The sequence below is a fragment of the Streptomyces sp. NPDC025638 genome, assembly GCF_055558775.1.
On record NZ_JBVHLX010000011.1, the window covers coordinates 18,362 to 41,517 of the forward strand.

Below are 23,156 nucleotides of genomic sequence, written 5' to 3' on the forward strand. Positions count from 1 at the left end.
GTCATGGCTGTGCCGCAGGATGCACCCCACACCGACGTCGCGGGAGTCAGCGGTCTTCGGCTGTCTGGTCATCGTCAGCGCCGCTGGGACCGAGCAGGACGCAGCACTCCCCCGGCTCGGGGGCCGGCACGGCTTGGAGTCCTTGGACCTCAAGGCCGTTCAGGTAACCGCTGAGGAAGGCCTGGTTCATGCCGCACACCAGGTCGGGGGCCTTGGCGGCCAGCGGGTGGAAGGGGCAGTTGCGCAGTCGGAGGTGGGTCGGGGTTTCACGAACGGGCTCGTAGCCGTACCCGTCCAGCAGGCGCTCGCACGCGGTCAGCCCGCGCTCCGGACCGAGACGCCCCGGGCGGGTCTCCTCCCGCGCGGCCTCGCCCATCCGCCGGCCTCGCTGCTCGGCGGCCCGTACCGCTGCCTGCGCGGCGCTTTCGTCGGCACGCTCGGTCAGCACTGCATCGAGGAGAAGGTCCGCCAGGAGTTCATGGCGCCGCTCGGGGATGCTGACGCTGATCTGGGCGTCCGTGGGTTCGTACACCTTCGGCTGTCTGCCGACCTTGCGGATCCCACCCGGAGTTCCGTACCGCGCGCGCAGCAGCCCCGCTTCGACGAGCTTGTCGAGGTGGAAGGCCGCGAGCTTGCGCGAGATGCCGACGCTGGCGGCGGCCTCGTCGCGTGTGACGGCGCGGCGGGCGCGCCGGATGAACGTGAACATGCGCCGCCGTGAGTCCTCGCTCAGGACGCTGACGGAGTCTATGGCGGCGTTGGCCGCGCCGGCCTGCGGAGTCGAGTCAGGAGTCACGAGAACAAGGTAACTCCAGCCTGTTTGGGTACAACTATTCTTTCTGGTCTTCTGTCCTGCATGCCTTGACGCCCGTCATCAATAAGTCCAAGAATTGTTGGTGAAACCGGTGGGAGGTTGCAATGGCCACTGAGTCTCAGCTCCAGGCGAAGCGACCGGTCACTGCCGCGCTCGCCGGCCCGTACGGCCACCCGTTCCACCCGATCCTGGTGACGGTGCCGATCGGTGCGTGGGTGGCCGGCCTGGTCTTCGACATCGCTTCCCGTTTCGTCCACCGTCCGGGGTTCCTGACCCAGGGCTCGGAGTGGTTGATCGCGGTGGGGGTGATCGGTGCCCTGCTGGCGGCCATGGTCGGGTTCCTCGACCTGTTCGCGATTCCCGCCGGCAGCAGGGCCTTTCGTACGGCCTTGGTCCATATGACGCTGAACCTGCTGGTGACCGCCGCCTACATCGTCAACTTCCTGTGGCGGTACGGCGACTACGCCGACGGCGGGAGTGTCGGCGTCGGCAGACTCGTCCTGTCCGCAGTCAGCCTGGCGGTCCTGGGCGTCTCGGGATTTCTGGGCGGCAAGCTCGCCTACCGATACGGCGTACGGGTCGCCGACGAGAGCACCCAGGCCGAGGGATATGCGCCCGGCCCACGTCGCCCGACGTCGTCCGGCTGACATCGGTCCCATCCTCACTCAGGAGTTCCCCATGGACATCGCGGCACTGATCGCCTGGGTGGTCACCGCCTCCGGCGGCTTCTACATGCTCGGCACCTGGATCCAACGAGGCGGAATCCGGCAGCAGCAGTCCGGCACCAGCCGTATGCCCGCACCGGTCGTCTTCGGACACTTCGCCCTGGCCGCTGTCGGCCTGGTGGTGTGGATCATCTATGTCGTGGCCGACAAGAGCGCCCTGGCCTGGACCGCGTTCGGTCTGCTGCTGCCGGTCGCCCTGCTGGGCTTCGTGATGCTGGCCCGCTGGATCCCCGTCTACCAGGATCGTGCGGCGGCAGGGGCGGCACCGGCCGCCGCGGCGGCTTACGGCGCCGAGGCGGCCGTGCCCGCCGAGCGGCACTTCCCGCTGCCGGTGGTGCTGGCACACGGGCTGTTCGCCGTGGTGACCCTCGTTCTCGTCCTGCTCACGGCCGTGGGCATCGGCGGCAGCTGACTCGACCGGCCAGGCCGGGCACCGGCTTCACCCGGCGCCGATGGGAGCTTGCATCCGGTACCTGGGTACAGGTTTACCGTCAGTGGTGTCCCGGGCTGCGGTGCTCGGGGACGCCGTGACGGGAGTGAGCGCGATGACCGACCTGGGATGGGTGCCCCAGACCTGCACTCTGCCGACGACGGAGCGGCCCTTGCGATTGGCGGAGTGGGATGCGCTGTTCAGCATGCGGCTGACGGACGTGTCCCGCCCTGAACCGTTGCTCCTGCGCCTGGAGCTGTCTTGCGGCGGCGCGGTTCAGGGCCGGGTCCGCGACCTGGCCGAGCGAGAGAGCGGCTGCTGCTCGTTCTTCACCTTCACCGTTGCGGGCGTCGGCTCCCGAGTACGCCTGGACATCGCGGTGGATCAGGCGCACGCAACGGTCCTGGACGCACTCGCCAACCGGGCCGGAGCCCTGGCCGGAGCGGGGGAACAGTCGTGAGTAAGGGGCTGCGCAGCGGTCAGGTCGCCGAGGCTGCCGGTGTGAACATCCAGACCCTGCGCTACTACGAACGCCGCGGCCTGCTGGCCGAGCCGCTGCGCAGTCCCGGCGGTCACCGGCTGTACGGCGACGACGCCGTCACCGCACTGCGCGTGATCAAGGCGGCCCAGCGACTCGGCTTCACCCTGGATGAGGTCGCCGAGTTGCTGGAGACCGGCCGCCACCGCCATGGCCGCCCCGTCGCCGGGCTGCAAGAGCGTGCGAGGGCGAAGCTCGCCGAGGTCGACGCGAAGATCACGGACCTGGCCACCATCCGCGCGGCCCTGGTCGCCGCTGTCGACGCGGGCTGCGACGACCTGACCGCGTGCGCCGGCAGTGCCTGCTGCCCCATCCCTTTCACCGACCTCGCCGAGGAGCACCGTCATGCCGGACCCTGCTGCTGACCCGCGCGTCCGCCGGACACCGAAGGCGCTGGCGGGCCTCGCCGGACTGGCCTGCCTGGCCTGCTGTCTGCTGCCCGTCCTGATGACGGCGGGAGTCGTAGGCGCGGGAGCCTCCGCCGTCGTGGGCTGGCTTCCCGCCCTCGCCCTCGCTCTGGCTGCGCTGGCCGGGGCCGCCTGGTGGTTCGGCCGGCGCCGCTCCTCACGCTCTTGCGGGTCCGCGGCCACGAGCGAACACGGATGCGGCTGCAAGGCCGACAACGACCCGCTGAAGATCACCGATCACGTCCGTAGGCAGGGCCGGCCGTGCCCAGGACTTCATGCCGGATAGGGTGCGGCTTTGCGCGCCGACCGGAGCGCACTCGCCCACCAGGCCAGCTGGTCGAGCAACGTCTTGGCGTACCCGGGGGCCTCGGGGTCGAGCGGGCGGCCGTCCTGCCACGCCGTGAAGTAGTTCGGGAAGGCGAGACCATCGCGAATCGTCACCGCGTGCAGCTCCGTCAGTACGTTCTCCAGGTGCAGCACGGCGTGCCGGCCACCCGCCGCGCCGCCGTAGCTGACGAAGGCGACGGGCTTGGCGGTCCACTGGGTGAAGTGCCAGTCGATGGCCGCCTTCAACGAGGCGGGATAGCTGTGGTTGTACTCCGGCGTGACCACGATGAACGCATCGGCGCTCTCCAGAGCGGATGTCAGTGCCGCCATTCCGGCGGGGCGGGGGTAATCGTCGCCGGCGAACTTCGGGGATGCGGCGGGCAGCGCGAGCGGAATGTCGATCTCCGCCAGATCGGCCACGTCCACCTCGAAACCACCATGTGTGCCTGCCTGTTGGGCGACCCACGAGGCAACGGCCGGGCCGAACCGTCCTTCCCGAACGCTTCCGACGATGACGACGAGCTTGGGCTTGTTGTTGTCCATGGCCACCACGTTCAGGCCTCCCCCGTGGCCGCAACCAGACCGCGCTCAGGCTGGCCCCCGCAGGGCCACCTTCAGCACTCCGCTGTCAGGGTGCGCCGCCGTATGCTCGCGGCATGGGTACGCCGTTGGGGGACTTCATCCGGGCCAAGCGCGACAGCACCCAGCCGGAATCGCTGGGGCTGCCGGATCACGGGCGTCGCCGGTCGCCCGGTCTACGACGCTCGGATCTGGCCGTGCGGGCGGGCATCAGCGTGGAATACCTGACCCGGCTGGAGCAGGGCCGTGACCGCAACCCCTCGGTGGCGGTGGTGAACGCGCTGGCCGACGCGCTCAGCCTCGCCCCCTCGGAGCGCAACCACCTGCGCTACCTCGCGAAGATCACCGGCGGCGAATGTTCCGCGCACAACCAGCCGGCACCACCGCGCCGCGATGTTCGACCCTCCGTCCGGGAGACACTCCGCCTCCTCGAACCGGGCATCGCCATGGTGACCAACCGGCTGGGCGACGTCCTCGCCCGCACCAGCGGCTACGAGTCGGTGATGGACGGAAGCGGCCTGCTCGACGCGGCCGCCCCGAACCTCACCCGGTACGTCTTCACCAACCCCCGCGCCAGAACGTTCTTCGCCGACTGGGGTGACGTCGCGGACGAGCAGGCGTTCGACCTGTGGCTCGGACCGTCCGTCGAGAACTCCGAGTGGTTCACCGCGGAACTCGCACCCGTCGCCGGCCCCGACTTCACCCAGCGCCTGAATCGTCACGTGGTTCCGCACCGCGGAGTCCTCCGGCTCAACCACCCCTCCGGGTGCGAACTTCGGCTGCTCCGCGAAACGCTCGAACTCTCCGCGGACGGCCAGCAACTGGTCGTCTTCCTCCCCGCGGACGACAGGACGGCCGGGGCCATCGACCAACTCCGCGTCCCGCCCCAGGGCGTGCTCCGGGCCATCTCGTAACGCACTCGCCGATCCAGGACCACGGTCGAGCCGACCGCCCGCGTCCGCTTGTCCACCACTCCGGCCCTGAAATACCGTGCAGCGGTGGACCTCTTCTCACGCTCGTGGACGGCATTGCGCTCGACGGTCGCCGACATCCCGGACGAGGACTTCGAGCAGCCCTCCGGCTGCGGCGGCTGGCTCGTGCGGGATCTGGTCTGTCATCTGCTCATCGGCGCCCAGGACGTGCTGATCACCCTGGTCACACCCGCCGACGCCGAACCGACCGTGGACGCGGTCACCTACTGGCAGCTCGTCGAACCGCCCACCGGTGAGGACCCGCTCGACGCGCTGATCCCCCGGCTGGCCGCCGCATACGGCGAACCGCGCCGGCTCAAGCACCACTTCGACGACGTCGGCTCCGCCGCGGGCCGCGCCGCCGAACTCGCCGATCCCGCCCGGCGTGTCGGCACCCGCGACCAGGTCCTGACCGTCGCCGACTACCTGTCCGCATACGTCGTCGAGTGGACCTTGCACCACCTCGACCTGATCGCGCATCTGCCCGCGGCCGCCGAGCCGCCCGCCGAGACCCTCGCCTCGGCACGCGCTTCGCTGGAGAGGATCGCCGGGAGCTCGTTTCCCGCGTCGTTCTCCGACAAGGACGCCCTGCTGATCGGCACCGGACGACGGACGCCGGCCGACGCGGAGAAGGCCGCGCTCGGCGACCTCGCGGCGACGCTCCCGCTCGTCCTCGGCTGAGCGCTGCCGCTGCTTCGTCTGCTGCTCTCACCCGAAGAGACTTGCTCCATTCAGCCGTCGTGGGCTGGCGTGCTGTGTCCGACCACGGTGTCGTTGAAGCGGATGCGCACCGGCGTAAAAGGCGCTGGTGGCGTGAGGCGCATGGCTGCGCGGGGGCGGAGCTGAGGGACAGAGCTGAAGGACTGAGCATGGCCATATCCGGCTCCATAGCTGTCCGAGCGCGTCGTGCCGCTGCCATCGCCACGGCGGTGAGCTGCCTGGCGGTCGTAGGCACCGCGCAGAACGTCACCGCGGCCGACGGACGGGCGCCGTCGGTGCCTGCCCCGCAGTTGGAGTGGAAACCCTGCGCTCGGGGCCCTGAGTTCGACTGCGCAACCGTGAAGGTGCCGCTGGACTACCGCAACCCCGTTCGTCGCACCATCGAGCTGGCGGTCGTCAAACGGAAGGCGACCGGCCCCGGACGGCGTATCGGCACCCTGTTCTTCAACCCCGGCGGTCCCGGCGGCCCCGGAACGGTGGAGATGCCGCAGAACTACCAGCTCTTCCCGCAGGAGATACGGGCACGGTTCGACATCGTCGGCTGGGATCCACGCGGAGTCGGCAACAGCACCGCCGTGAACTGCTTCGCAAGTCCCGAGGAAGCCAAGGCCTGGATGTCGGGCAGGCCGGCCGGCTTCCCGGTGGGCGAGCGGCAGCGGGCGGACTGGATCGCCGCGTACAAGGATCTGTCCCGGCGCTGCCGGCAGCACGACCCCGAGCTCCTGCGCCATGTGTCGACCGCAGACACCGCCCGCGACCTCGACCAGCTGCGCCGGGCGGTGGGCGAACCGCGACTGACCTACCTGGGCATCTCCTACGGCACGTTCCTCGGCGCCACCTATGCCAACCTCTTTCCCGGCAAGGTCCGCGCCATGGTTCTCGACAGCAACATCGATCCGCAGGCCTGGACGAACCACGCCTCCAACGAGGAACCCGAACTACCGGTGTTCCTGCGCATGGGTTCGGACCGCGGCGCGGCGGCAACCCTGGACCAGTTCCTCACCCTGTGCGGATCGACCCCCATCGACGCCTGCGCGTTCTCGGCCGGCAGCCCCGAAGCGACGCGGGACAAGTTCGACGAGCTGATGCGGCGTCTGCGGGCGCACCCGGTGGGCGCGTGGACCTATGGCCGGACGGTCGGTGACATGGTGAGCGCCCTCAACGTCGTCCACCCCGGCTGGACGGACCTCGCCGACAGGCTGCAGAACCTGTGGCAGGGGCGCGTACCGAAGCCGTCCGCGCCCCTGCCCGCACCGCCCGTACCGATCCCGTACCTGGGCGAGGAACAGAGTGGTGCGGTGCTGTGCTCCGACAGCCTCAATCCACGCGACCCCGGTGTCTACCACGCTCTGGAGGAGGCCGCCGCCATCGGCGCGGGCGATGCCGGGCGCTCCTGGACCTGGGCGGCGGAGCCGTGTGCCACCTGGCCGGCGGTGGCCGCAAACCGCTATCGCGGCCCGTGGAACAAGCCGACGGCCCACCCCGTGCTGGTGGTCGGCACCAGATACGACCCCGCCACTCCCTACCGAGCGGCGCAGGCCATGGCCAAGGACCTGGCCGACGCCCGCCTTCTCACCAACGACGGGTACGGACACACCGCCCTGCTCAACCCCAGCGACTGCGTCAACGCGTACGAGAGCCGTTACCTCATCGACGGCACCCTCCCGCCGGCCGGAGCAACGTGCCGGCCGGACAGGGCCCCGTTCGCCGCACCCGAGCCACGGGGCGGCATCGCCACGGGCGGCGGAGGGCCGGCGCTCGCCCCCTCTTGATCACTCTGCCGCGGCGAGCAGCCGTGCCTCGCTCTCCTCGTACAGCCGCCGGTTCTCCTGGCTTTCGGCAGCGTTGCGCCGGTGGTCCATCCGGCTGCCCAGCCAGCCCGCCAGATAGCCGACCGGTATGGAGACCAGGCCGGTGGACTGCATGGGGAACCAGCCGAAGTCCGCGTTCGGGAAGACCGAGGCCGGCGTGCCCGAAACGGCCTTGGAGAAGACCATCAGCACGAGCGCGCTGGCCGCGCCTCCGTAGAGACTCGCGAGCAGGCCGGTACGTGTGAATCCGCGCCAGAAGAGGGAGTAGGTCAACGCGGGGGCCACGGCCGACGCCCCGATGCAGATCGCCAGTGTCGTCAGCACGCCGACGTCCCAGTTCTGGACCAGGGTGGAGAGCGCGATGGCAGCGGCTCCCACGACCACGCTCGCCCAGGCCGCCACCGTCATCTCCGTACGCGGCGCCGCCTGTCCCCGCCGCGCCGCGTGGGTGAACAGGTCGTGGGCGAGCGACGAGGCCGCGGCCAGGGTCATCCCCGCGACCGAGGACAGCAGGGTGATGAACACCGTGCCGGCGACGGCCGCGTAGAGGATCGTCGAGCCCGCGGAGCCGGGGCCGCCGCCGAACATCCGGGACAGTATGAGCACCGACGTCCTGCCGTGCGGGTCGGCCGCGGTGATGTAGCGGGATCCCACCAGGGCCGCCGCACCGGTACCCAGGATGATCACGATCAGACAGAAGGTCGTGACCGTGCCGACCGCCCAGGACATGGAGCGGCGCACGGCCGGTACGTCGCGCGCGGAGTACAGACGCATCGTGATGTGCGGCAGGCAGGCCGCGCCGAGGATCACGGTGATCTGGAGACTGGCGAAGTCCAGCCGGTCACCGGCGGAGGTGCCGAGTTGCAGGCCCTGCCGGAGGTAGGCGGAGCCTGCGCCGCTGCCGTGCTGGGCGGCCCGGAGGACGTCGCCGGGGTTCCAGTCGAAGCGGTTCAGGACCAGGGCGGCGATGACGAGACTGGTGCCCAGCAGGAGCACGATCTTGATCATCTGGATGAGGGCGGTGCCGCGCATGCCGCCGATGGCCGCGTAAATGATCATCAGGCTGCCGACGAGGACGATGCATGTCGTCCTGGCGCCCGCCGAGTGCGGGATGCCCAGGATGAAGGTGAGCAGCGATCCGGCCCCGGAGAGCTGGACGACGAGGAAGGGGAGGGTCGCCGCCAGGGTCACCACGCAGGAGGCGATACGGACGGCACGCCCGGGCATGTTGCGGGCCAGGACGTCGCCCATGGTGAACTTGCCGGCGTTGCGCAGGGGTTCGGCCAGCAGGAACATCAGCAGCACCAGCGACATGGCGGTGCTGACCGCCAGGACATAGCCGTCGTATCCGGCGAGCGCGACGATGCCGGTGGTGCTCAGCACCGTGGCCGCGGAGATGTAGTCACCGGCGATCGCCAGGCCGTTCCTGAGCGGCGTGAGCGAGAGGTAGCCGGTGTAGAAGTTCGTCAGGTCGTCGCGGTCCGGTCCGGCCATCACGCACATGAGAAGGGTGAGGGTGACCAGGACGGTGAACAGGATCAGGACGGTGGCCTGCGTCCCGGAGCCGAAGTCGGTCATCGTGCCACCCCGGCGTTCCGGGCCGACGCGGCCGCCCGCTCCCTGACGAGCCGTGCCAGCGGGTCCACGGAGCGTCGTGCGCTGCGCCCGTACCAGAGGATCGCCGCGAAGGTGACGACGAGCTGGAAGACGCCGAGCGCCATGCCCAGGCTCACCTCACCGGCGATGGCGGATCCCATCAGGTCCGGCGCGAAGCAGGACAGCAGCACGTACAGCACAAAGGAGCCGAGCGCGGTCAGCGTGGAGACCCGGCGCAGCACGCGGTAGGCCGAGCGGAGGGCAACGAGGTCGGCATTCTGGCGATCGGTCTCGCGTGCGTACGGCTGCTGCCGGGGGGCTCGCCCGTACGGGTCGTAGGGAAGGGCGTCGTATCCGTACGAGTCGTATGCAGGCACGTCGCGTCCGTACGACTCCTGCCACGGATCCCGCGCGTACGACTCGTACCGAGGGGTGTGGCCAGGGGGCCGGCTCTGCGGCCGCGGCCATCCCGTCGATGCTGGTGGCGGATGCCGGTGGTCGTCGGCGTATGTCATCGCATGGCCTTCCGGTGCGGCTCTGATCCGTGGGGGCGGGCAGGAGAACGGGCGTGGGGGCGCACGTTACCGACCAGTCGGAATGGCTGATAACCCTGTTGGGCGTTACGTTTTCGGCTCGATCCGACATCCGGGAGGGGCACCCGAGGACAAGGTCACCGAGGCGCTGTGGCGAAGATCACGCATCGCCGCGTACCTACTGGTCGGTATGGTCACCAGGAGCCGTGAGCGACAGGAGGCATGATGTCTGCGACCAACCGTCAGATCCGTCTGGCAGCGCGCCCCGTGGGTGACGTGAAACCCGAGGACTGGGAGCACTGTTCCGGGCTCGTCGAGGAACCGGGCCCGGGACGGTTCGCGGGCCGGACGCGCGTCATCTCCCTGGACCCGGCCATGCGGGGGTGGCTGGACGACCGCCCCTCCTATCTGCCACCCGTGGGCATCGGTGAGGTGATGCGCGCCGGATCGGTCATCGAGGTCACCGCGTCCAACCACCCCGACTACCAGCCGGGCGACCACGTGGTCGGCACGTTCGGCGTCCAGGAGTACGTGGTCTCCGACGGCCGGGGCGCCATGAAGATCGACACCTCCCTCGCCCCGCCCTCCACCTATCTGGGGGCGCTGGGCATGCCCGGCATGACCGCCTATTTCGGCCTGTTGGACGTCGGGGCGCTGAAGGACGGCGAGACCGTGGTGGTGTCCGGGGCGGCCGGCGCGGTCGGGACCATCGTGGGTCAGATCGCGAAGGCCAAGGGCTGCCGGGTCGTGGGCATCGCCGGAGGGCCGCAGAAGTGCGCGCTGCTCACCGACGAGCTGGGATTCGACGCGGCGATCGACTACCGCGCCGAGGACGTCAGGAAGGCACTGCGCCGGCACACCCCTGACGGCATCGACGTCTACTTCGACAACGTCGGAGGGGAGATCCTCGACGCGGCCCTGACCCGGCTGGCGATGCACGCACGCGTCGTGGTCTGCGGCGCGATCAGCCAGTACAACAACGCCACGCCGGTCCACGGCCCGTCCAACTACCTCTCGCTGCTGGTGCGTCGCGCCCGCATGGAGGGCTTCGTCGTCTTCGACTACGCCAAGCGCTACGCGGAGGCCGCACAGGAGATCTCCGCCCTGATCGGCGCCGGCCGCATCAAGGTCAAGGAACACGTGGTCAGGGGCACGCTGGACGACTTCCCCGAGACCCTGCAGATGCTCTTCCGCAGCGAGAACGTCGGCAAGCTCGTGCTGGAGCTGTCGTGACCGCCGGCGAGAGCGCGACCGCCGCCGCAGGGAGCGAGCAGGCAGGCGGAGGCCCGCTCCAGGGCAAGGTGGCCATCGTCACCGGCGGTGCCAGCGGACTGGGCCGGGCCTCGGCACTGACGCTGGCCGAGGCCGGGGCCAAGGTGGTCGTCGCCGACCTCGACGCACAGGGCGGCCGGGAGGTGGCCGAGCTGGTCGGCGGCCAGTTCCGCGCCTGTGACGTCTCCGACCTCGACGCCAACCGCGCCCTGGTCGACTTCGCCCAGGAGCAGTACGGCGGTGTCGACATCGCGTTGCTCAACGCGGGCGTGGCGACCGGATGCGGGGTCGGCGAGGACTTCGACCCGGCGCGCTACCGCCGCGCGATGGGCGCCAACCTCGACGGCGTCGTCTTCGGCACCCACGCGGTGCTGCCGGCGCTGCGGGCGCGCGGTGGCGGCTCGATCGTGGCGACCGCGTCCCTGGCGGGCCTGGCGGCAGTGCCGCTCGATCCCCTGTATGCGGCCAACAAGCACGCGGTCGTCGGACTCGCCCGCTCCCTGGGACCGGCTCTCGCGCCGGACAACGTGCGCTTCAACGCGGTCTGCCCGGGGTTCGCCGAGTCGCGGATCATCGACCCGCTGCGCGACATGCTCTCCGAGCAGGGACTGCCGGTCATCCCGGCTCAGGTCGTGGCGGACACGGTGCTGCGGATCGCCACCGGTGACGGCACCGGGGAGTGCTGGTTCATCCAGGCCGGCCGCGAACCGGAGCCGTTCCGCTTCCGCAACGTGCCCGGCCCCGGTGCCGGCAAGGTCGCCGCCGGCATCTGAGAGCGCACACGGCAGGCTCGGCTGGGCGCGGGGTACTTCTGCCCCGCGCCCAGCGCTGCCGCTTGGCCGATGGCTCGGCCCAGAGGGAACACTCCCGCCTCGGATTCATGGTCGTGAACAATGAGCGATTCATGGTCGTGAACAATGAACACGGAACCAAGTCTTGACGCGCCTACGACAGCTCTCTAACTTCACGAGAAAGCGCTTTCCGTACCTGTGCGTCGCACACAACCGTGACCACTGTTCACTCAACCGAACAGAATCCGAGGCGAACGATGCACCTGAGACCAGTCATCGCATCCGCCGGCCTGCTGGCCGGCACGCTCGTCGCGCTCTCCGGCACCACAGCGCAGGCCGCGACCACCCATTACGAGGCCGAGAACTCCCCCGCGGTCTGCACCGGCACCATCGACTCCGACTGGACCGGCTACTCCGGCAGCGGATTCTGCAACGGCACCAACGCGGTCGGCGCCTACGCGCAGTTCACCGTGAACGCCTCCACCACGGGCACGGCGACACTGCAGATCCGCTTCGCCAACGGAACCACCGCCGCACGACCAGCCGACGTCACGGTGAACGGCTCGACCACCACGTCGACGTCCTTCGAGAGCACGGGCGCATGGGGGACGTGGGCGACCAAGACGCTCACCGTGCCGGTCGGCGCGGGAAGCAACACCATCCGCCTCAACCCGACCGCCTCCACCGGCCTGCCCAACATCGACTACGTGGACGCCGAGGTCTCCACCGCGACGACGGGCACCGTGCTGTACGTGTCGCCGAACGGCAGCGACAGCGCGGCCGGAACACAGTCGGCCCCGACGACGCTCACCTCGGCGATCAGCCGCATCACGCCCGGCGGCACCATCTACCTGCGCGGCGGGACGTACAACCACTCCTCGACGGTCACCGTCCCGCAGGGCAACGACGGCACCTCCGGCGCCCGCACCACGCTGTCCGCCTACCCGGGCGAGACCCCCGTACTGAACTTCTCCGCCCAGAGCGAGAGTTCGTCGAACCGCGGGCTCCAGCTGAATGCCTCGTACTGGCGCGTCCACGGCATCACCGTCGAGCACGCCGGTGACAACGGGATCTACGTCGGCGGCAGCAACAACGTCATCGAGCGCGCGGTGACGCGCTACAACCGCGACACGGGACTGCAGCTCGGACGGATCTCCTCCAGCACCCCGAGCAGCCAGTGGCCGTCCAACAACCTGATCCTGAGCTCCGAGTCGCACGACAACGCCGACTCCGACGGCGAGGACGCGGACGGCTTCGCCGCGAAGCTCACCACCGGCACCGGGAACGTCTTCCGCTACGACGTCTCCCACAACAACATCGACGACGGCTGGGACCTCTACACCAAGACCGACACCGGCGCCATCGGCCCGGTGACCATCGAGTACTCCCTCTCCTACAACAACGGCACGCTCAGCGACGGCACCGTCAACTCCAACGGCGACCGCAACGGCTACAAGCTCGGCGGCGACGACATCGCGGTCAACCACGTTGTCCAGCACAGCGTCGCCTACCACAACGGCCATCACGGATTCACGTACAACAGCAACCCCGGCAAGATGGCCATTTCGAACAACGCCAGTGTCGACAACGCGGAGCGCAACTTCTCCTTCGACGCCGGAACTTCGGTGTTCCGGAACAACACCTCGTGCCGGTTCGCCGTCAACGGGTCGAACGACAAGACCGTCGGTGACGCCGACAGCTCCAACCAGTTCTGGACCGGCTCGAACGGGTCCCGGTGCTCCTCGTACTCCGGCGCCCTGGGCTGGTCCTTCGCCGCGAACGGCAGCCTCGTCGTCACCTTCGGCGGCAAGGTGGTGACGCCGTAACCGGCCACCCCGGCAATCAACCCCGGCGCCGGCGAGGGTACCCGACACCCTCGCCGGCGCCCCTTGCGACGTTGGACGACGGCCGCAGTGACACTGTCGGCGCGTGCTGCGCTGTACGGGATGACCCCGCCACGGGGCACGCGGTACCCCTTTCGATCCTGACTTCCCGGAGGGGTATCACCCACCGCGGCAGGCAGGCGTACTCCTCCCCCCGTCGCCTGCCTGCCCCGGGTGTTCGGGCGGGACGGCCCGGATCGCTCTCGTATCCGTCCCACACGGGACTCCGCCGAACGGATGAGGGAGAAACCTTCCCTTTCAAAGTCTCCGCGTACGAGGCCGGGTGAGAGGTAAAGGTGCGGTGGTCTTGGCGTCTTTCAGGAAACGAGAACTCCGTGCGTATCCGGCACTCCATCTCCGCAGCAGTCGGTGCTCTTGCCCTCACCGCCGTTCTGGCCACACCCGCGCATGCCGCGACCGGCGACTTCAGCTACAAGTTCATCGGTCTCAACGGGAAGCCGTACCCGGCCACTCTCCACAACCCGTCGAGCGGCGAATGCCTGGTCATCCCGGAGGCCGCGGACCCGGGCGCCTCCGAACCCGCCTTCGCCCCGCACAACGACACGGACGAGATCGCGGTGGTATTCACCGAGCCCGACTGCACCGGCGCGTTCTGGATCCTGCGCCCACACGGTGCGCCGGCCACCGACCGCTTGAAGCTGCGCTCGGTCGTCTTCCTCCGGTGAGCGCCTCCATGACGCTCAGCGAGTCACGGTGAAGTCCGCTGCCTTGGGCACGAACACCGTGTCGCCGTCCTTCGCGGTGACAAGGACCGCGACGTGCCACGTCCCGCGCGGTGCCGTGGCGGCGTCCGTGCCGGACACCTTCGCGCTGTACCGGCACGTAGCGGCTCCGTCCCCGGCCGCCGTGCACGTGGCGGACTCGACGGCGGACATCTCCTTGGCCGTCGGAGCCGGCTTCATGCTTCCCGGCCAGACCAGGACCTTCACGCTCCGCACTCCCGAGTCGTCCGTCACACGGGTCGTGAAGGAGATGGAGCCGTCGTGGCCGGTGGCCGGCGCGATGTAGTCGGCGGAGCTGTCCTTCACCGTCGGTCCGTCCTCGGAGGCCTGCGCCACGAAGGCGTAGGCACCGGCCGCTCCCAGCACGACAACAGCGGCGAGCCCGGAAACAATGATGCGCCTGGACATGAAACCAACCCCCGTGGACAGGTCAACCACCTTGTGTGTCCACCGCGTTCGCGGCGGCTTCATCCTCGTCCAGTAGCTGACCGTGCGGCATGAGCACAACTACTCATGCCGCGTACTCAGGTCACGCACGGGCTACCGGCACACAGTGCCGCGCGGATGGCGGCCTCGTCCTGGGTCGCCATGTTGGCGTGGCCGGCGGCGCGTCGTGGCCGAAGCTCGTGGATCGACTCACGGTCGAGGGACGGGCCACCGTCTTCGTAGGCGTCCCGGCAGGGTGTGGCCTCGTCGGGCCGGCCGGTGCCCAGGAGCAAGCAGGCCTCCTCCATGTCTGCGATGGGCAGGGCGTTGACGCCGATCCCGATCGTGACCACGTCGGTGCGCGCGCCCAGGTGGGCCCGGTTCACCTGGGGAGCCACGCTGGGCCAGCCGCCCGGCGGCTCCTCGACGGGGTCGATGGGGGTCTGCCGGTCGACGGTGATCTCGTTGATGGTGGCGTTGCCGCAACTGACGTCGGGCAGTCTCACTGCACGGGCTGTGGCATCGCTGAAGCCGTCGCCGGGATCGTGGTCGCAAGCGTCAGCACGGCCTGCGCGCCCAGCGCTCCACGCCGGACGGCGGCTCTACCCGGCAGCGTCCGTCGTGCGGCTCTCTCCCGTCCATGTGGCACGGGTCTGGACGCCTTGGTGCGGAACATGCATCTCTCCCCGGCCCTGTTCTCTCACCCCATGGCCTCGAAGATCCCTCCACCTCAGCGATCCCGCATACGCCACCACCACCATCGGCCCGCGGTCCACTCGGGCATCGGGCCCGGATGCGGAAGTGTCCGCCGCTCGAACTCCTCATCAATGCGGCGGACAAGGCGGCCCAGGCCAACGCGTGCCCCCGAGGGGAGACGCCATAGCACCTCTTCGAGGTCGTCACGGGCGTCCTCGATCTCCAGACCCGGCTCCCACGCCTCAGGCGCATTGAGGAATCAGCCCGGCTGTTCGAACGCCCTGTCAAACCTGGCGAGAGCCCGAGCCACGATGCCTGGTTGATCGAGTTCGTCTTCTACTCGCCGTACGGCCACGCGGGTGCGGGCAGACACGGTCGGGATCCGAAGCACGCGTACATGGCTGCGCGGCCGCCAGCGCTCCTCGCGCACGGCTTTCGGACGCCTACGCGGCATCGCCCTTTCTGACCGGATGCTCGCGGCAAGGAACCGACGGCGGCGCCCGTTTCGAGGTCGGTCCACGGCGCCCGCCGTCGTTGTCAGTGCCGGTCCTTAGAGTGCCGCCATGATGAACGCCGATGACCTTGAGCGCCGTGCCCGCCGGTTGGAGGGTGTCCCGCCCGTCACCGTCCAGTTGCTCCTCGACCACGGGTACTTGGCTGTCGTCCTGACGGCCGCCGAGTCCGGCGAGTGGTTCTGTGCGACGGGTGCGGTGAAGGAACTGCTGCGCCGGGGCGAGCCGGAGGCGGCCTGGGAGGTCATCTCCCCCTACGCCGCGACCGACTGGTGGGGCGCCATCTCTGTGGCCGCCCGCGTCCTTGAGGACCGGGGACGTGTGGACGAGGCGGTCGAGCTGGTGCGGGCGCAGGCCGAGGCCGGGGAGCGTCTGGCGCTCGCCGAGCTGGCGGGGCTGCTGGCGCGGCACGGGCGGGTCGGCGAGGCGATCGATGTGCTCCGCCCCCACTTGGCGGACTGGTTCCTCCTGGAGGCACTGGCCGAGGCGACCGAGGGACACGGGCGTGATGCGGAGGTCGCCGACCTGGTCCGACCCCTGGTCGAGAGCGAGACAGGCACCGGGAAACCGGGGAACGCCGTGATCGTGCTGAGTCGGACGCTGGAACGACAGGGCCGCGCGGACGAGGCCGTCGAGGTGCTGAGTGCCCATATCGACTCCGGCCACCACAGAAACGTCAACACGCTTGAGGAGTGCGCCGGCCTGCTCGCCCGTCAGGACCGGCTGGGACAACTGCGGGCCTTTGTCGCCGGCCCGCACGGCCTGTACGGCGTGTCCGCTCTGGCCGAGCGGCTCGCCGAGCTGGGACGGCTCGACGAGGCCGTCGGGGCGTTGCGGCCCTTCGCCGACACCTCGGCAAACGCCGCGAGTTCCCTGGTGGACCTTCTCGGCCGGCACGGGCGGGTGGACGAGGCGATCGAGGTGGCACGGCCCCACCTCGCCGAGTCGGACTGCACCTGCATGCTGGCCGTGGTCCTGGAGCTGATGACCGATCACGGCCGGGCCGCAGAGGCGCTCGGTCTCCTGGCCGAGGTCGTGGAGCACACTCGCGCCGATGAGCGGGATTCCCTGGCCCACTACCGCATCTGGCTCCTCGGCGAAGCGGGCAGAACAGAGGAGGCGCTGGCCGAAGCCCAAGGGCTCGGACAGGACGCGTATCCGTCTCGGGCCGTCTCGGTGGCACGTCTGTTGGCGGACACGGGCCGGAGGGAGGAGGCGATCGCCGCCCTCCAGGGGACCACGGGAGACTCCGACCGCCGCGAACTGGCCCACCTGCTCATCGAACAAGGCCGCCCGAACGAAGCCGTCGACCTTCTCCGCCTGTCCGCAATACATCGGATGAGTTAGGTCTCATCGCTCAATTCAGCCCCTCAACATCAGTTGACAGGCATACGAAGCGCGCCTAGGTTCGCCGATACACCCGATGTATTGAGGATCCGTCAGGTAGGGAGGACGAGGATGCCCTCGCAGCCGGGGAAGCGCTCGCCGGTGTCCCGCACAGCCGTCGCGCTCTGCGTCGGGCTGGTGGCCGCACTCTTGACCGCCGTGCCCGCGCGGGCCGAACAGGACGCCGGGCAGCGCGAGCACGTCTGGGCCGTGTCCGCGGCGGCACACGCTCCGCGGGCGCGGGTGTCCCTGGACGACACCACCGGCGCGCTGAGTCTCTCGGTGTCCCGTGGCGGCCGTACGGTCATCGAGCCGTCGCCCGTCGGCATCGTCACCGAACGGTGCGACCTCTCCCAGGGCCTGCACTTCCTGCACCGCAAGGACCGGCTGGTCAGCGAGCGGTACCGGACGAAGTCCGGCAAACGGCTGGAACGCCGGGTCCTGATGAACGAGTCGCGGCTGTCCTTCGCCACCGCGGCAGGCGCCCGGCTCGACCTCGTCGTCCGTGCCGCCGCCGACGGCGTCGCCTACCGGTACGTCCTGCCCGCCGGGTACGGCGACGTGCTCGGCGAGACCTCGGCGTTCAACCTGCCGCCCGACGCGAGCGCCTGGCTCGGTGCGTACCGGGTCGACAACGAGGGCCAGTTCGCCCGGTACACCGCCGCGACCGCGCCCACCGGCGAATACTCGGACCAGGCACTGTTCGCGACCGACGGCGGCTACACCCTGCTCGCCGAGTCCGATCTCACCGGCACGTACTCCGGCGCCCGGCTCGCCCACGACCAGGGCACGGGCACCTATCGGATCAAGCTCGCCGACGACCGGATCCACGCCGACGGCCCGCTCGCCACCCCTTGGCGCGCCATGGTCACCGGCGACCTCGCCACCGTCACCCGGTCCACCCTCACCGACGACCTCGCCCCCGCCTCCAAGGTCGCCGACGCCTCCTGGATCCGGCCGGGCACCGTGCTGTGGACCTGGCTCGCCGGCGGTCGTGCGGCGGGCCAGAGCCTGGCCGCGCAGAAGGCCTACGTCGACTGTGCCGCCGCGCGGCACTGGCCCTACGAGGCCGTCGACGCGGGCTGGTACTTCAAGACCGACGCATGGGACACCACCGACCCCGACTGGCAGACGAACAGCTGGATGCCCCAACTCGTCGACTACGCACGCGCCAAGGGCGTCGGGATCATCGTCTGGATCCACCAGCGCGACCTCGACACGCCCGAGGAACGGTCCCAGTGGCTGCCCACCCTGGAGCGATGGGGCGTCAAGGGCGTCAAGATCGACTTCATGAACTCCGAGGCGCAGCCCATGCTCCAGTGGTACGACGCCATCCTCGCGGAGACCGCCGCCCACCACCTCATGGTCGACTTCCACGGCTCCACCGTCCCCAAGGGCATCCAGCGCACCTGGCCGCACGTCATGACCGTGGAGGGCGTCGGCGGGGAGGAGAAGCGGACCAACACCGCCGGCCACCTCACCACCCTGCCCTTCACCCGCAACGTCATCGGCTCCATGGACTTCACCCCGGGCGGCTTCCAGCGCGTCGGCCTGCGCCCCAACTCCGACGCGGCCGAGGTCGGGCTCACCGTCGCCTACGAGTCGGGCCTGCAGATGTTCGCGGGCACCCCGGAGTCGTACGACACCCGGCCGCTCGCCCGGGACTTCCTCGACCAGGTCCCCGCCGCCTGGGACGACACCCGGCTGCTCGCGGGCCACCCCGGTCAGGACGCCGTGCTCGCCCGTCGCAGCGGCGACCGCTGGTTCCTGGGCGGGGTGTACGCCGGTGTCGCCCATTCGGCTGACGTACCGCTGTCCATCGGCCGGGGACGGTGGCTGGTCGAGACGGTCCGGGACGGCGCCGACGGGCTCGTCCAGGAACGGCAGGTGCTCCGCGGCGGCGACACCTTCAGCGTCGATGTCGTCGCCAACGGCGGCTTCGCCGGGATCGCCTGCCCCTGGCGGCCGGGCGTGACCACCTGCTACCGCTGAGGGCGCGGGTTCCCTCGGTCATCGGTTCTGTTCTAAGGGCAGTTCCAGGTGGAGTTCGTAACCGCCGTCGGCCGTGGGACCGCAGGTGACGGAGCCGCCGAGGAGTTCGGCGCGTTGGCGCAGGCCGGCGAGGCCGTGGTGGGCGCTGGGCAGGGCGAGTACGGGGCGGGTGGGGGCATCGTTGGTGATGAGGGTGTGGACGGTGCCGCCCTCTTGGCGGATCTGGACGGTTGCCGAGGCGCCGGGCGCGTGTTTGCGGACGTTGGTGAGGGCTTCCTGCACGGTGCGGTAGACGGCGCGCTGGACGGTGGGCGGAAGGGAGGTCGGCAGGTCGGTCTTCAGCTCTGTTTCGATGCCGCTGCTGTCGACGAGGCTCTGCAGGTCGGCCAGGGACGGCTGGGGGGTGAGTTCCGTGGGGCGGCTGCCCGAGGCGCGCAGCACGCTGACCATGTGCCGCAGTTCGTCGAGGGTCTGCACACTGAGCTGCCGGATCGTGGCCGCGGCCTTCTTGGTCTCCGCGTCTTGGCTGCCCACCTGGAGCGCTCCGGCCTGTACGGCGATCAGGCTGACCTGATGGGAGACCACGTCGTGCATCTCGCGGGCCAGTTGGGCGCGTTCCTGGGCCAGGATGCTCTGGGCGGCCAGCTGCCGTTCCTGCTCGCGTGCCTCGGTGATTTCTGCGAGCCGCAGCGACAGGTCGCGTCGGGCCTGCACGAGCTGGCCCAGGAAGACGGGCGCCACCGCGGTGGCCAGTGTGTAGCTGAGGTGCAGAAGGGTGTCGATCTGGTCGAGTTCGGCGGCCTCCAGGGACGACCAGGGCCAGGGCAGGAAGTCGATGACCGCGTAGGCCAGGGAGCAACCGACGAGCAGGACACGGTGGCGGCTGAGCGAGGAGAGCGTGTACAGCGCGGCGATCGTGGCGAACACCGCGTCGGAGAGCATGGTTGTGGGCAGGGTGAGGACGAAGGTTGCCAGTGGCGCGCGGCGACGCAGGGACAGGGCGCCGGCGGCGAGCAACGCGCAGGCCATGGGCAAGGGCGAGTCGAAGCCGACACGTACCCACGCGTCCACCAGCGCGACCAGCACGAGGACGCCGTCCACCAGTGGAGCCGGCACCCCTCGGCGGCTCACCCGGCGTCCTCGTCCTGCGACGGTGCCAGCAGGCCCGCTCGCTCGGCGACCAGCACCGCCTGGACGCGGCTGCCGACCCGCAGTTTGCTGAGCACGGCGCTGACATGGCCCTTGACCGTGCCGGTACTCAGATGCAGCCGTTCACCGATGTCGGTGTTGGCCAGGCCCTGGGCCATGAGAACGAGGACGGCGCGCTCGCGCTCCGTCAGCCGGGCCGTGAGGTGGACGGCGGGCTCGCGCACGTCCTTGTCGAGGTAGGCGTCCACCACCGTGCGTGTGACCTTCGACGACAGCACGGTGCCGCCCTCGGCCAGGGCTCGCACGAGGTAGGGCAGCTGCTCCGGGTCGGTGTCCTTGAGCAGAAAGCCGGCCGCGCCCGAGCGCAGGGCGGTCGCCACGTATTCGTCGGCGTCGAACGTGGTGAGCATGGCCACCACCGGGGGGTCCGGCATACGGCGCAGGTCGGCCAGGACGGTGAGCCCGTCCACGTCCGGCATCCGGATGTCCAGCAGAACGAGATCGGGGTGTGACTCGCGCACCGTTCGGACGGCCTCGCCGCCGGGGACGGCTGCCACGACCTCGATGTCGTCCGCCGCGTTGAGGATGTGGGTGAAGCCGCCGCGGACCAGGGCTTCGTCGTCGACCACCAGGACCCGGATCACGTGCGCTCCGCTCGTCGCGTACTCCCGTTCGATCCGTACCACGGCGGGGGTCGTTCTTCGGCGGGCCGAACGCGATTCCCGCCGATTGGCGGCGCCGCTCCAGCCGGTCGACCTGGGTGTCTTCGGCCGGTCGGCGGGGTGGTTCGGGCCGGTCGGGAGGGTGTCTTCGGATATGTGCCCTGTGAGCGGGGTCCGGGATTCGGCACACTCTGAAGACATGACCCAGAACGCATCGCCGGACGTACCGGCGGCGGTGTCACGTCCGCTGAAGACGCAGAGCCCCTCCGCCCCGGCCGATGCGCCGTCGCGCGGGCGACTGTCGCCCGGACGACTGATCGGCATAGACCTGGCCCGCGGCATCGCGGTCTTCGGCATGTACACCGCTCATGTCGGCCCGGACGTGTCGATCGGCGGACCGCTGGGGTTCCTGCTGGAGACGGCGCGGGGCCGCTCGTCCGCGCTCTTCGCCCTGCTCGCCGGGTTCTCGCTGGTCATCATCACCGGACGGCCTCGCCCCCGGACCGGGCGCCCCGGCCGGCAGGCGGTGGGCCGGGTCGTGATCCGTGCTGTCGTCCTGCTGGTGCTCGGATACGCCCTGACCGCCCTGGGCACCGACGTCGACGTGATCCTCAGCTTCTACGGGCTGCTCTTTGTGACCGTCCTGCCGCTGTACCGGTTGCGGGCCGGGACGCTGGCGCTCATCGCCGCCGCGGGGGCGATGATCCTGCCCCAGGCGCTGCATGTGATCAGGAATTCGATCGAGGAGGGGAACTGGGCGGACTCCGTCGCCGCCTGGGACCCATTGGCGCGGATGACCGGCACCGACGGCATCACCGAACTGATGTTCACCGGCGCGTATCCGGTCCTCACCTGGATACCGTTCCTGCTCGCGGGCATGGCAGTGGCCAAACTCGATCTCACCAGGCCCGGCGTCCGGGCCCGACTGTCGCTCACCGGTGCGGTGCTCGGCCTGCTCGGCTACGGCGGCTCCTGGCTGGCCCTGCGTCTGGTCCCGCACGCCCTGACGGCCGTCGCGGATGCCACGGGCGGTTCGGCGGCGTCGGCATGGTGGTCCGACACCGTGGGCGAACCCGACGGTCACGCCCCGCTCTCCTGGCTGCTGGTGGCCGCACCGCACAGCCAGACGACCTTCTCCATACTCGGCAACACCGGTGTCGCCCTGCTGGTCGTGGTCGCATGCCTGACCGTCGCGGACCGGATGCCACGGCTCACGCGGCTGGCCACACCCGTCTCGGCGGTCGGCATGGTGGCGCTGACGGCCTACGTCCTGCACATCGTCGCCCTCTGGTTCTTCACCGACGTCTGGTACGTGGCCGCGGTCCAGGACGACACTATGGCCGCGCTTCCCGCACTTCTCGCTTTCATCGGGGCGGCCGCCCTCCTGGCAACCGTATGGACCCGCCTGTTCCGTCGGGGCCCATTCGAACACCTGCTCCACCTCGCCACCCGTCCGGCGCAGCACATCAAGTAGCGCCGCCATCCAGGACCCCGTATACGCCAAGACCATGCGCGTGGCTCAGGAGTTCCGCGGCCGCACTGAGCGGCCGTCAACCGCTCACGAGCGTCGCCCAGACCCCTTGCGGATGCTCGGTCGGCTTCAGCCACGACTGCGGCTGGGACTGCTGGTAGCGCTCGTCGGCTCCCGGCTGCCAGAGGTAGCGACCCTCCGCGTCGGGCCACACCACCTGCAGGACCGGAAAGGGAGGCCGCCGGTAGAAGGAGATCGCACGCCCGAAGAACTCCCGGTACCAGCGCAGATCCGTTTCCTTCAGGACAACCGGACGCGCCTCGATGACTTCGCGGTATTCCTGGCCACTTTCCAGTACAGCCCCTTCTGCGGCCCTGCTCCCCAAGGTGTTGAGCAGTGCATGCATCGTCTGGATGTCCAGCCCGAACACAGCCAGTTCGGACACCGCGTAGGTATGCCACAGCCCGATCGTGTACGCGAAGCCGGGCCCCTCGTCATCGGCCGGCACCATCATCACGCTCCAGCCGTGCTCCTGAACCTGCTCGACCGTCCGCAGGTCGAGGCGATCGGCCTCATCGCGGTCGCCGTAGTCATGGCAGATCACACAGCGGCAGGCAGGACACTCATGAGGCATGTCGGTGACAGTACCTTGCACTCCCCGCGACCCTTCGGGGGCTCCGTTGCCTGATGAGAAGGAGGCGACACAGGTGTGTCCATGCCGG

At 69.8% G+C, this 23,156-nt stretch carries 24 protein-coding genes; 15 read left to right on the forward strand and 9 right to left on the reverse strand.

Going from position 1 to position 23,156, the window contains the following annotated elements:
• Nucleotides 1-46: 46 nt before the first annotated feature.
• Entirely contained in the window at nucleotides 47-796 is a 750-nt protein-coding gene (locus ACZ4EG_RS26745; protein WP_467792376.1) for a helix-turn-helix transcriptional regulator, read from the reverse strand.
• A gap of 122 nt (nucleotides 797-918) precedes the next feature.
• Between ACZ4EG_RS26745 and ACZ4EG_RS26750 the strand changes: the two genes are divergently transcribed.
• The 5 genes from ACZ4EG_RS26750 to ACZ4EG_RS26770 all read left to right on the forward strand — a co-directional run bounded on the left by ACZ4EG_RS26750 (nucleotide 919) and on the right by ACZ4EG_RS26770 (nucleotide 3,200).
• Nucleotides 919-1,461 (forward strand): DUF2231 domain-containing protein, encoded by a 543-nt coding sequence (locus ACZ4EG_RS26750; RefSeq protein WP_467792377.1) that lies wholly within the window; start codon nucleotides 919-921, stop codon nucleotides 1,459-1,461.
• Nucleotides 1,462-1,492: 31 nt separating this feature from the next.
• Nucleotides 1,493-1,951, forward strand: coding sequence for a hypothetical protein (locus ACZ4EG_RS26755; RefSeq protein ID WP_467792378.1), 459 nt, complete (start codon nucleotides 1,493-1,495; stop codon nucleotides 1,949-1,951).
• Between the two features lie 133 nt (nucleotides 1,952-2,084).
• The gene (locus ACZ4EG_RS26760) at nucleotides 2,085-2,429 is read left to right on the forward strand and encodes a hypothetical protein (protein WP_467792379.1); all 345 of its coding nucleotides are present in this window, start codon (nucleotides 2,085-2,087) and stop codon (nucleotides 2,427-2,429) included.
• The gene (locus ACZ4EG_RS26765) at nucleotides 2,426-2,872 is read left to right on the forward strand and encodes a MerR family transcriptional regulator (protein ID WP_467792380.1); all 447 of its coding nucleotides are present in this window, start codon (nucleotides 2,426-2,428) and stop codon (nucleotides 2,870-2,872) included. The genes ACZ4EG_RS26760 and ACZ4EG_RS26765 overlap by 4 nt, the downstream gene beginning before the upstream one ends.
• Entirely contained in the window at nucleotides 2,853-3,200 is a 348-nt protein-coding gene (locus ACZ4EG_RS26770) for a hypothetical protein (protein ID WP_467792381.1), read from the forward strand. Before ACZ4EG_RS26765 ends, ACZ4EG_RS26770 begins: the two co-directional genes overlap by 20 nt.
• On the opposite strand, the gene ACZ4EG_RS26775 is transcribed toward ACZ4EG_RS26770, so the two are convergent.
• Nucleotides 3,188-3,784, reverse strand: coding sequence for an NADPH-dependent FMN reductase (locus ACZ4EG_RS26775; protein WP_453557816.1), 597 nt, complete (start codon nucleotides 3,782-3,784; stop codon nucleotides 3,188-3,190). The two genes, ACZ4EG_RS26770 and ACZ4EG_RS26775, sit on opposite strands and share 13 nt — an antisense overlap.
• A 113-nt stretch (nucleotides 3,785-3,897) precedes the next feature.
• Here ACZ4EG_RS26775 and ACZ4EG_RS26780 point away from each other — a divergent pair, with 113 nt between their 5' ends.
• From ACZ4EG_RS26780 to ACZ4EG_RS26790, 3 genes are all read left to right on the forward strand, one after another.
• On the forward strand, nucleotides 3,898-4,734 hold the full coding sequence (locus tag ACZ4EG_RS26780) for a helix-turn-helix domain-containing protein (protein ID WP_467792382.1): 837 nt from the start codon (nucleotides 3,898-3,900) through the stop codon (nucleotides 4,732-4,734).
• A gap of 84 nt (nucleotides 4,735-4,818) precedes the next feature.
• Complete coding sequence (locus tag ACZ4EG_RS26785) at nucleotides 4,819-5,472, forward strand: maleylpyruvate isomerase N-terminal domain-containing protein (RefSeq protein WP_467792383.1); 654 nt, start codon at nucleotides 4,819-4,821, stop codon at nucleotides 5,470-5,472.
• Between the two features lie 188 nt (nucleotides 5,473-5,660).
• Nucleotides 5,661-7,283: an alpha/beta hydrolase gene (locus ACZ4EG_RS26790; protein ID WP_467792384.1), complete on the forward strand. Its 1,623-nt coding sequence runs from the start codon at nucleotides 5,661-5,663 to the stop codon at nucleotides 7,281-7,283.
• Here ACZ4EG_RS26790 and ACZ4EG_RS26795 read toward each other — a convergent pair whose 3' ends face one another.
• Together ACZ4EG_RS26795 and ACZ4EG_RS26800 are read right to left on the reverse strand one after the other, a co-directional pair.
• A complete protein-coding gene (locus ACZ4EG_RS26795; protein WP_467792385.1) occupies nucleotides 7,284-8,900 on the reverse strand; it encodes a sodium/solute symporter in 1,617 nt (538 codons plus the stop codon). It abuts the gene before it with no gap.
• Complete coding sequence (locus ACZ4EG_RS26800; protein ID WP_453557826.1) at nucleotides 8,897-9,295, reverse strand: DUF485 domain-containing protein; 399 nt, start codon at nucleotides 9,293-9,295, stop codon at nucleotides 8,897-8,899. Before ACZ4EG_RS26800 ends, ACZ4EG_RS26795 begins: the two co-directional genes overlap by 4 nt.
• Before the next feature lie 381 nt (nucleotides 9,296-9,676).
• Here ACZ4EG_RS26800 and ACZ4EG_RS26805 point away from each other — a divergent pair, with 381 nt between their 5' ends.
• From ACZ4EG_RS26805 to ACZ4EG_RS26820, 4 genes are all read left to right on the forward strand, one after another.
• Nucleotides 9,677-10,684 (forward strand): NADP-dependent oxidoreductase, encoded by a 1,008-nt coding sequence (locus tag ACZ4EG_RS26805; RefSeq protein WP_453557867.1) that lies wholly within the window; start codon nucleotides 9,677-9,679, stop codon nucleotides 10,682-10,684.
• Entirely contained in the window at nucleotides 10,681-11,496 is an 816-nt protein-coding gene (locus tag ACZ4EG_RS26810; protein ID WP_467792386.1) for an SDR family NAD(P)-dependent oxidoreductase, read from the forward strand. Before ACZ4EG_RS26805 ends, ACZ4EG_RS26810 begins: the two co-directional genes overlap by 4 nt.
• Nucleotides 11,497-11,771: 275 nt before the next feature.
• Nucleotides 11,772-13,340 carry a carbohydrate-binding protein gene (locus ACZ4EG_RS26815; protein ID WP_467792387.1) on the forward strand — a complete coding sequence of 523 codons (1,569 nt, stop codon included), beginning with the start codon at nucleotides 11,772-11,774 and terminating at the stop codon, nucleotides 13,338-13,340.
• A 392-nt stretch (nucleotides 13,341-13,732) separates the two neighbouring features.
• A complete protein-coding gene (locus ACZ4EG_RS26820) occupies nucleotides 13,733-14,083 on the forward strand; it encodes a hypothetical protein (RefSeq protein ID WP_453557831.1) in 351 nt (116 codons plus the stop codon).
• A gap of 15 nt (nucleotides 14,084-14,098) precedes the next feature.
• Here the strand turns inward: ACZ4EG_RS26820 and ACZ4EG_RS26825 are convergent, their stop codons facing one another.
• Both ACZ4EG_RS26825 and ACZ4EG_RS26830 read right to left on the reverse strand, forming a co-directional pair.
• A complete protein-coding gene (locus ACZ4EG_RS26825; RefSeq protein WP_467792388.1) occupies nucleotides 14,099-14,548 on the reverse strand; it encodes a DUF5707 domain-containing protein in 450 nt (149 codons plus the stop codon).
• Between the two features lie 116 nt (nucleotides 14,549-14,664).
• Nucleotides 14,665-15,072, reverse strand: coding sequence for a hypothetical protein (locus ACZ4EG_RS26830; RefSeq protein ID WP_467792389.1), 408 nt, complete (start codon nucleotides 15,070-15,072; stop codon nucleotides 14,665-14,667).
• A 753-nt stretch (nucleotides 15,073-15,825) separates the two neighbouring features.
• On the opposite strand from ACZ4EG_RS26830, the gene ACZ4EG_RS26835 reads away from it, so the two are divergent.
• The gene (locus ACZ4EG_RS26835; RefSeq protein WP_467792390.1) at nucleotides 15,826-17,121 is read left to right on the forward strand and encodes a tetratricopeptide repeat protein; all 1,296 of its coding nucleotides are present in this window, start codon (nucleotides 15,826-15,828) and stop codon (nucleotides 17,119-17,121) included.
• Nucleotides 17,122-17,232: 111 nt separating this feature from the next.
• Complete coding sequence (locus tag ACZ4EG_RS26840) at nucleotides 17,233-19,152, forward strand: glycoside hydrolase family 97 protein (RefSeq protein WP_467792391.1); 1,920 nt, start codon at nucleotides 17,233-17,235, stop codon at nucleotides 19,150-19,152.
• 18 nt (nucleotides 19,153-19,170) lie between these two features.
• Here the strand turns inward: ACZ4EG_RS26840 and ACZ4EG_RS26845 are convergent, their stop codons facing one another.
• Together ACZ4EG_RS26845 and ACZ4EG_RS26850 are read right to left on the reverse strand one after the other, a co-directional pair.
• Complete coding sequence (locus ACZ4EG_RS26845; protein ID WP_467792392.1) at nucleotides 19,171-20,283, reverse strand: sensor histidine kinase; 1,113 nt, start codon at nucleotides 20,281-20,283, stop codon at nucleotides 19,171-19,173.
• Nucleotides 20,280-20,945, reverse strand: a complete 666-nt coding sequence (locus ACZ4EG_RS26850; protein WP_453557869.1) for a response regulator — start codon at nucleotides 20,943-20,945, stop codon at nucleotides 20,280-20,282. Before ACZ4EG_RS26850 ends, ACZ4EG_RS26845 begins: the two co-directional genes overlap by 4 nt.
• Nucleotides 20,946-21,162: 217 nt before the next feature.
• Between ACZ4EG_RS26850 and ACZ4EG_RS26855 the strand changes: the two genes are divergently transcribed.
• On the forward strand, nucleotides 21,163-22,437 hold the full coding sequence (locus ACZ4EG_RS26855) for a DUF418 domain-containing protein (RefSeq protein ID WP_467792393.1): 1,275 nt from the start codon (nucleotides 21,163-21,165) through the stop codon (nucleotides 22,435-22,437).
• 76 nt (nucleotides 22,438-22,513) lie between these two features.
• Here ACZ4EG_RS26855 and ACZ4EG_RS26860 read toward each other — a convergent pair whose 3' ends face one another.
• On the reverse strand, nucleotides 22,514-23,038 hold the full coding sequence (locus ACZ4EG_RS26860) for a DUF4262 domain-containing protein (RefSeq protein WP_467792394.1): 525 nt from the start codon (nucleotides 23,036-23,038) through the stop codon (nucleotides 22,514-22,516).
• Nucleotides 23,039-23,156 lie beyond the last annotated feature (118 nt).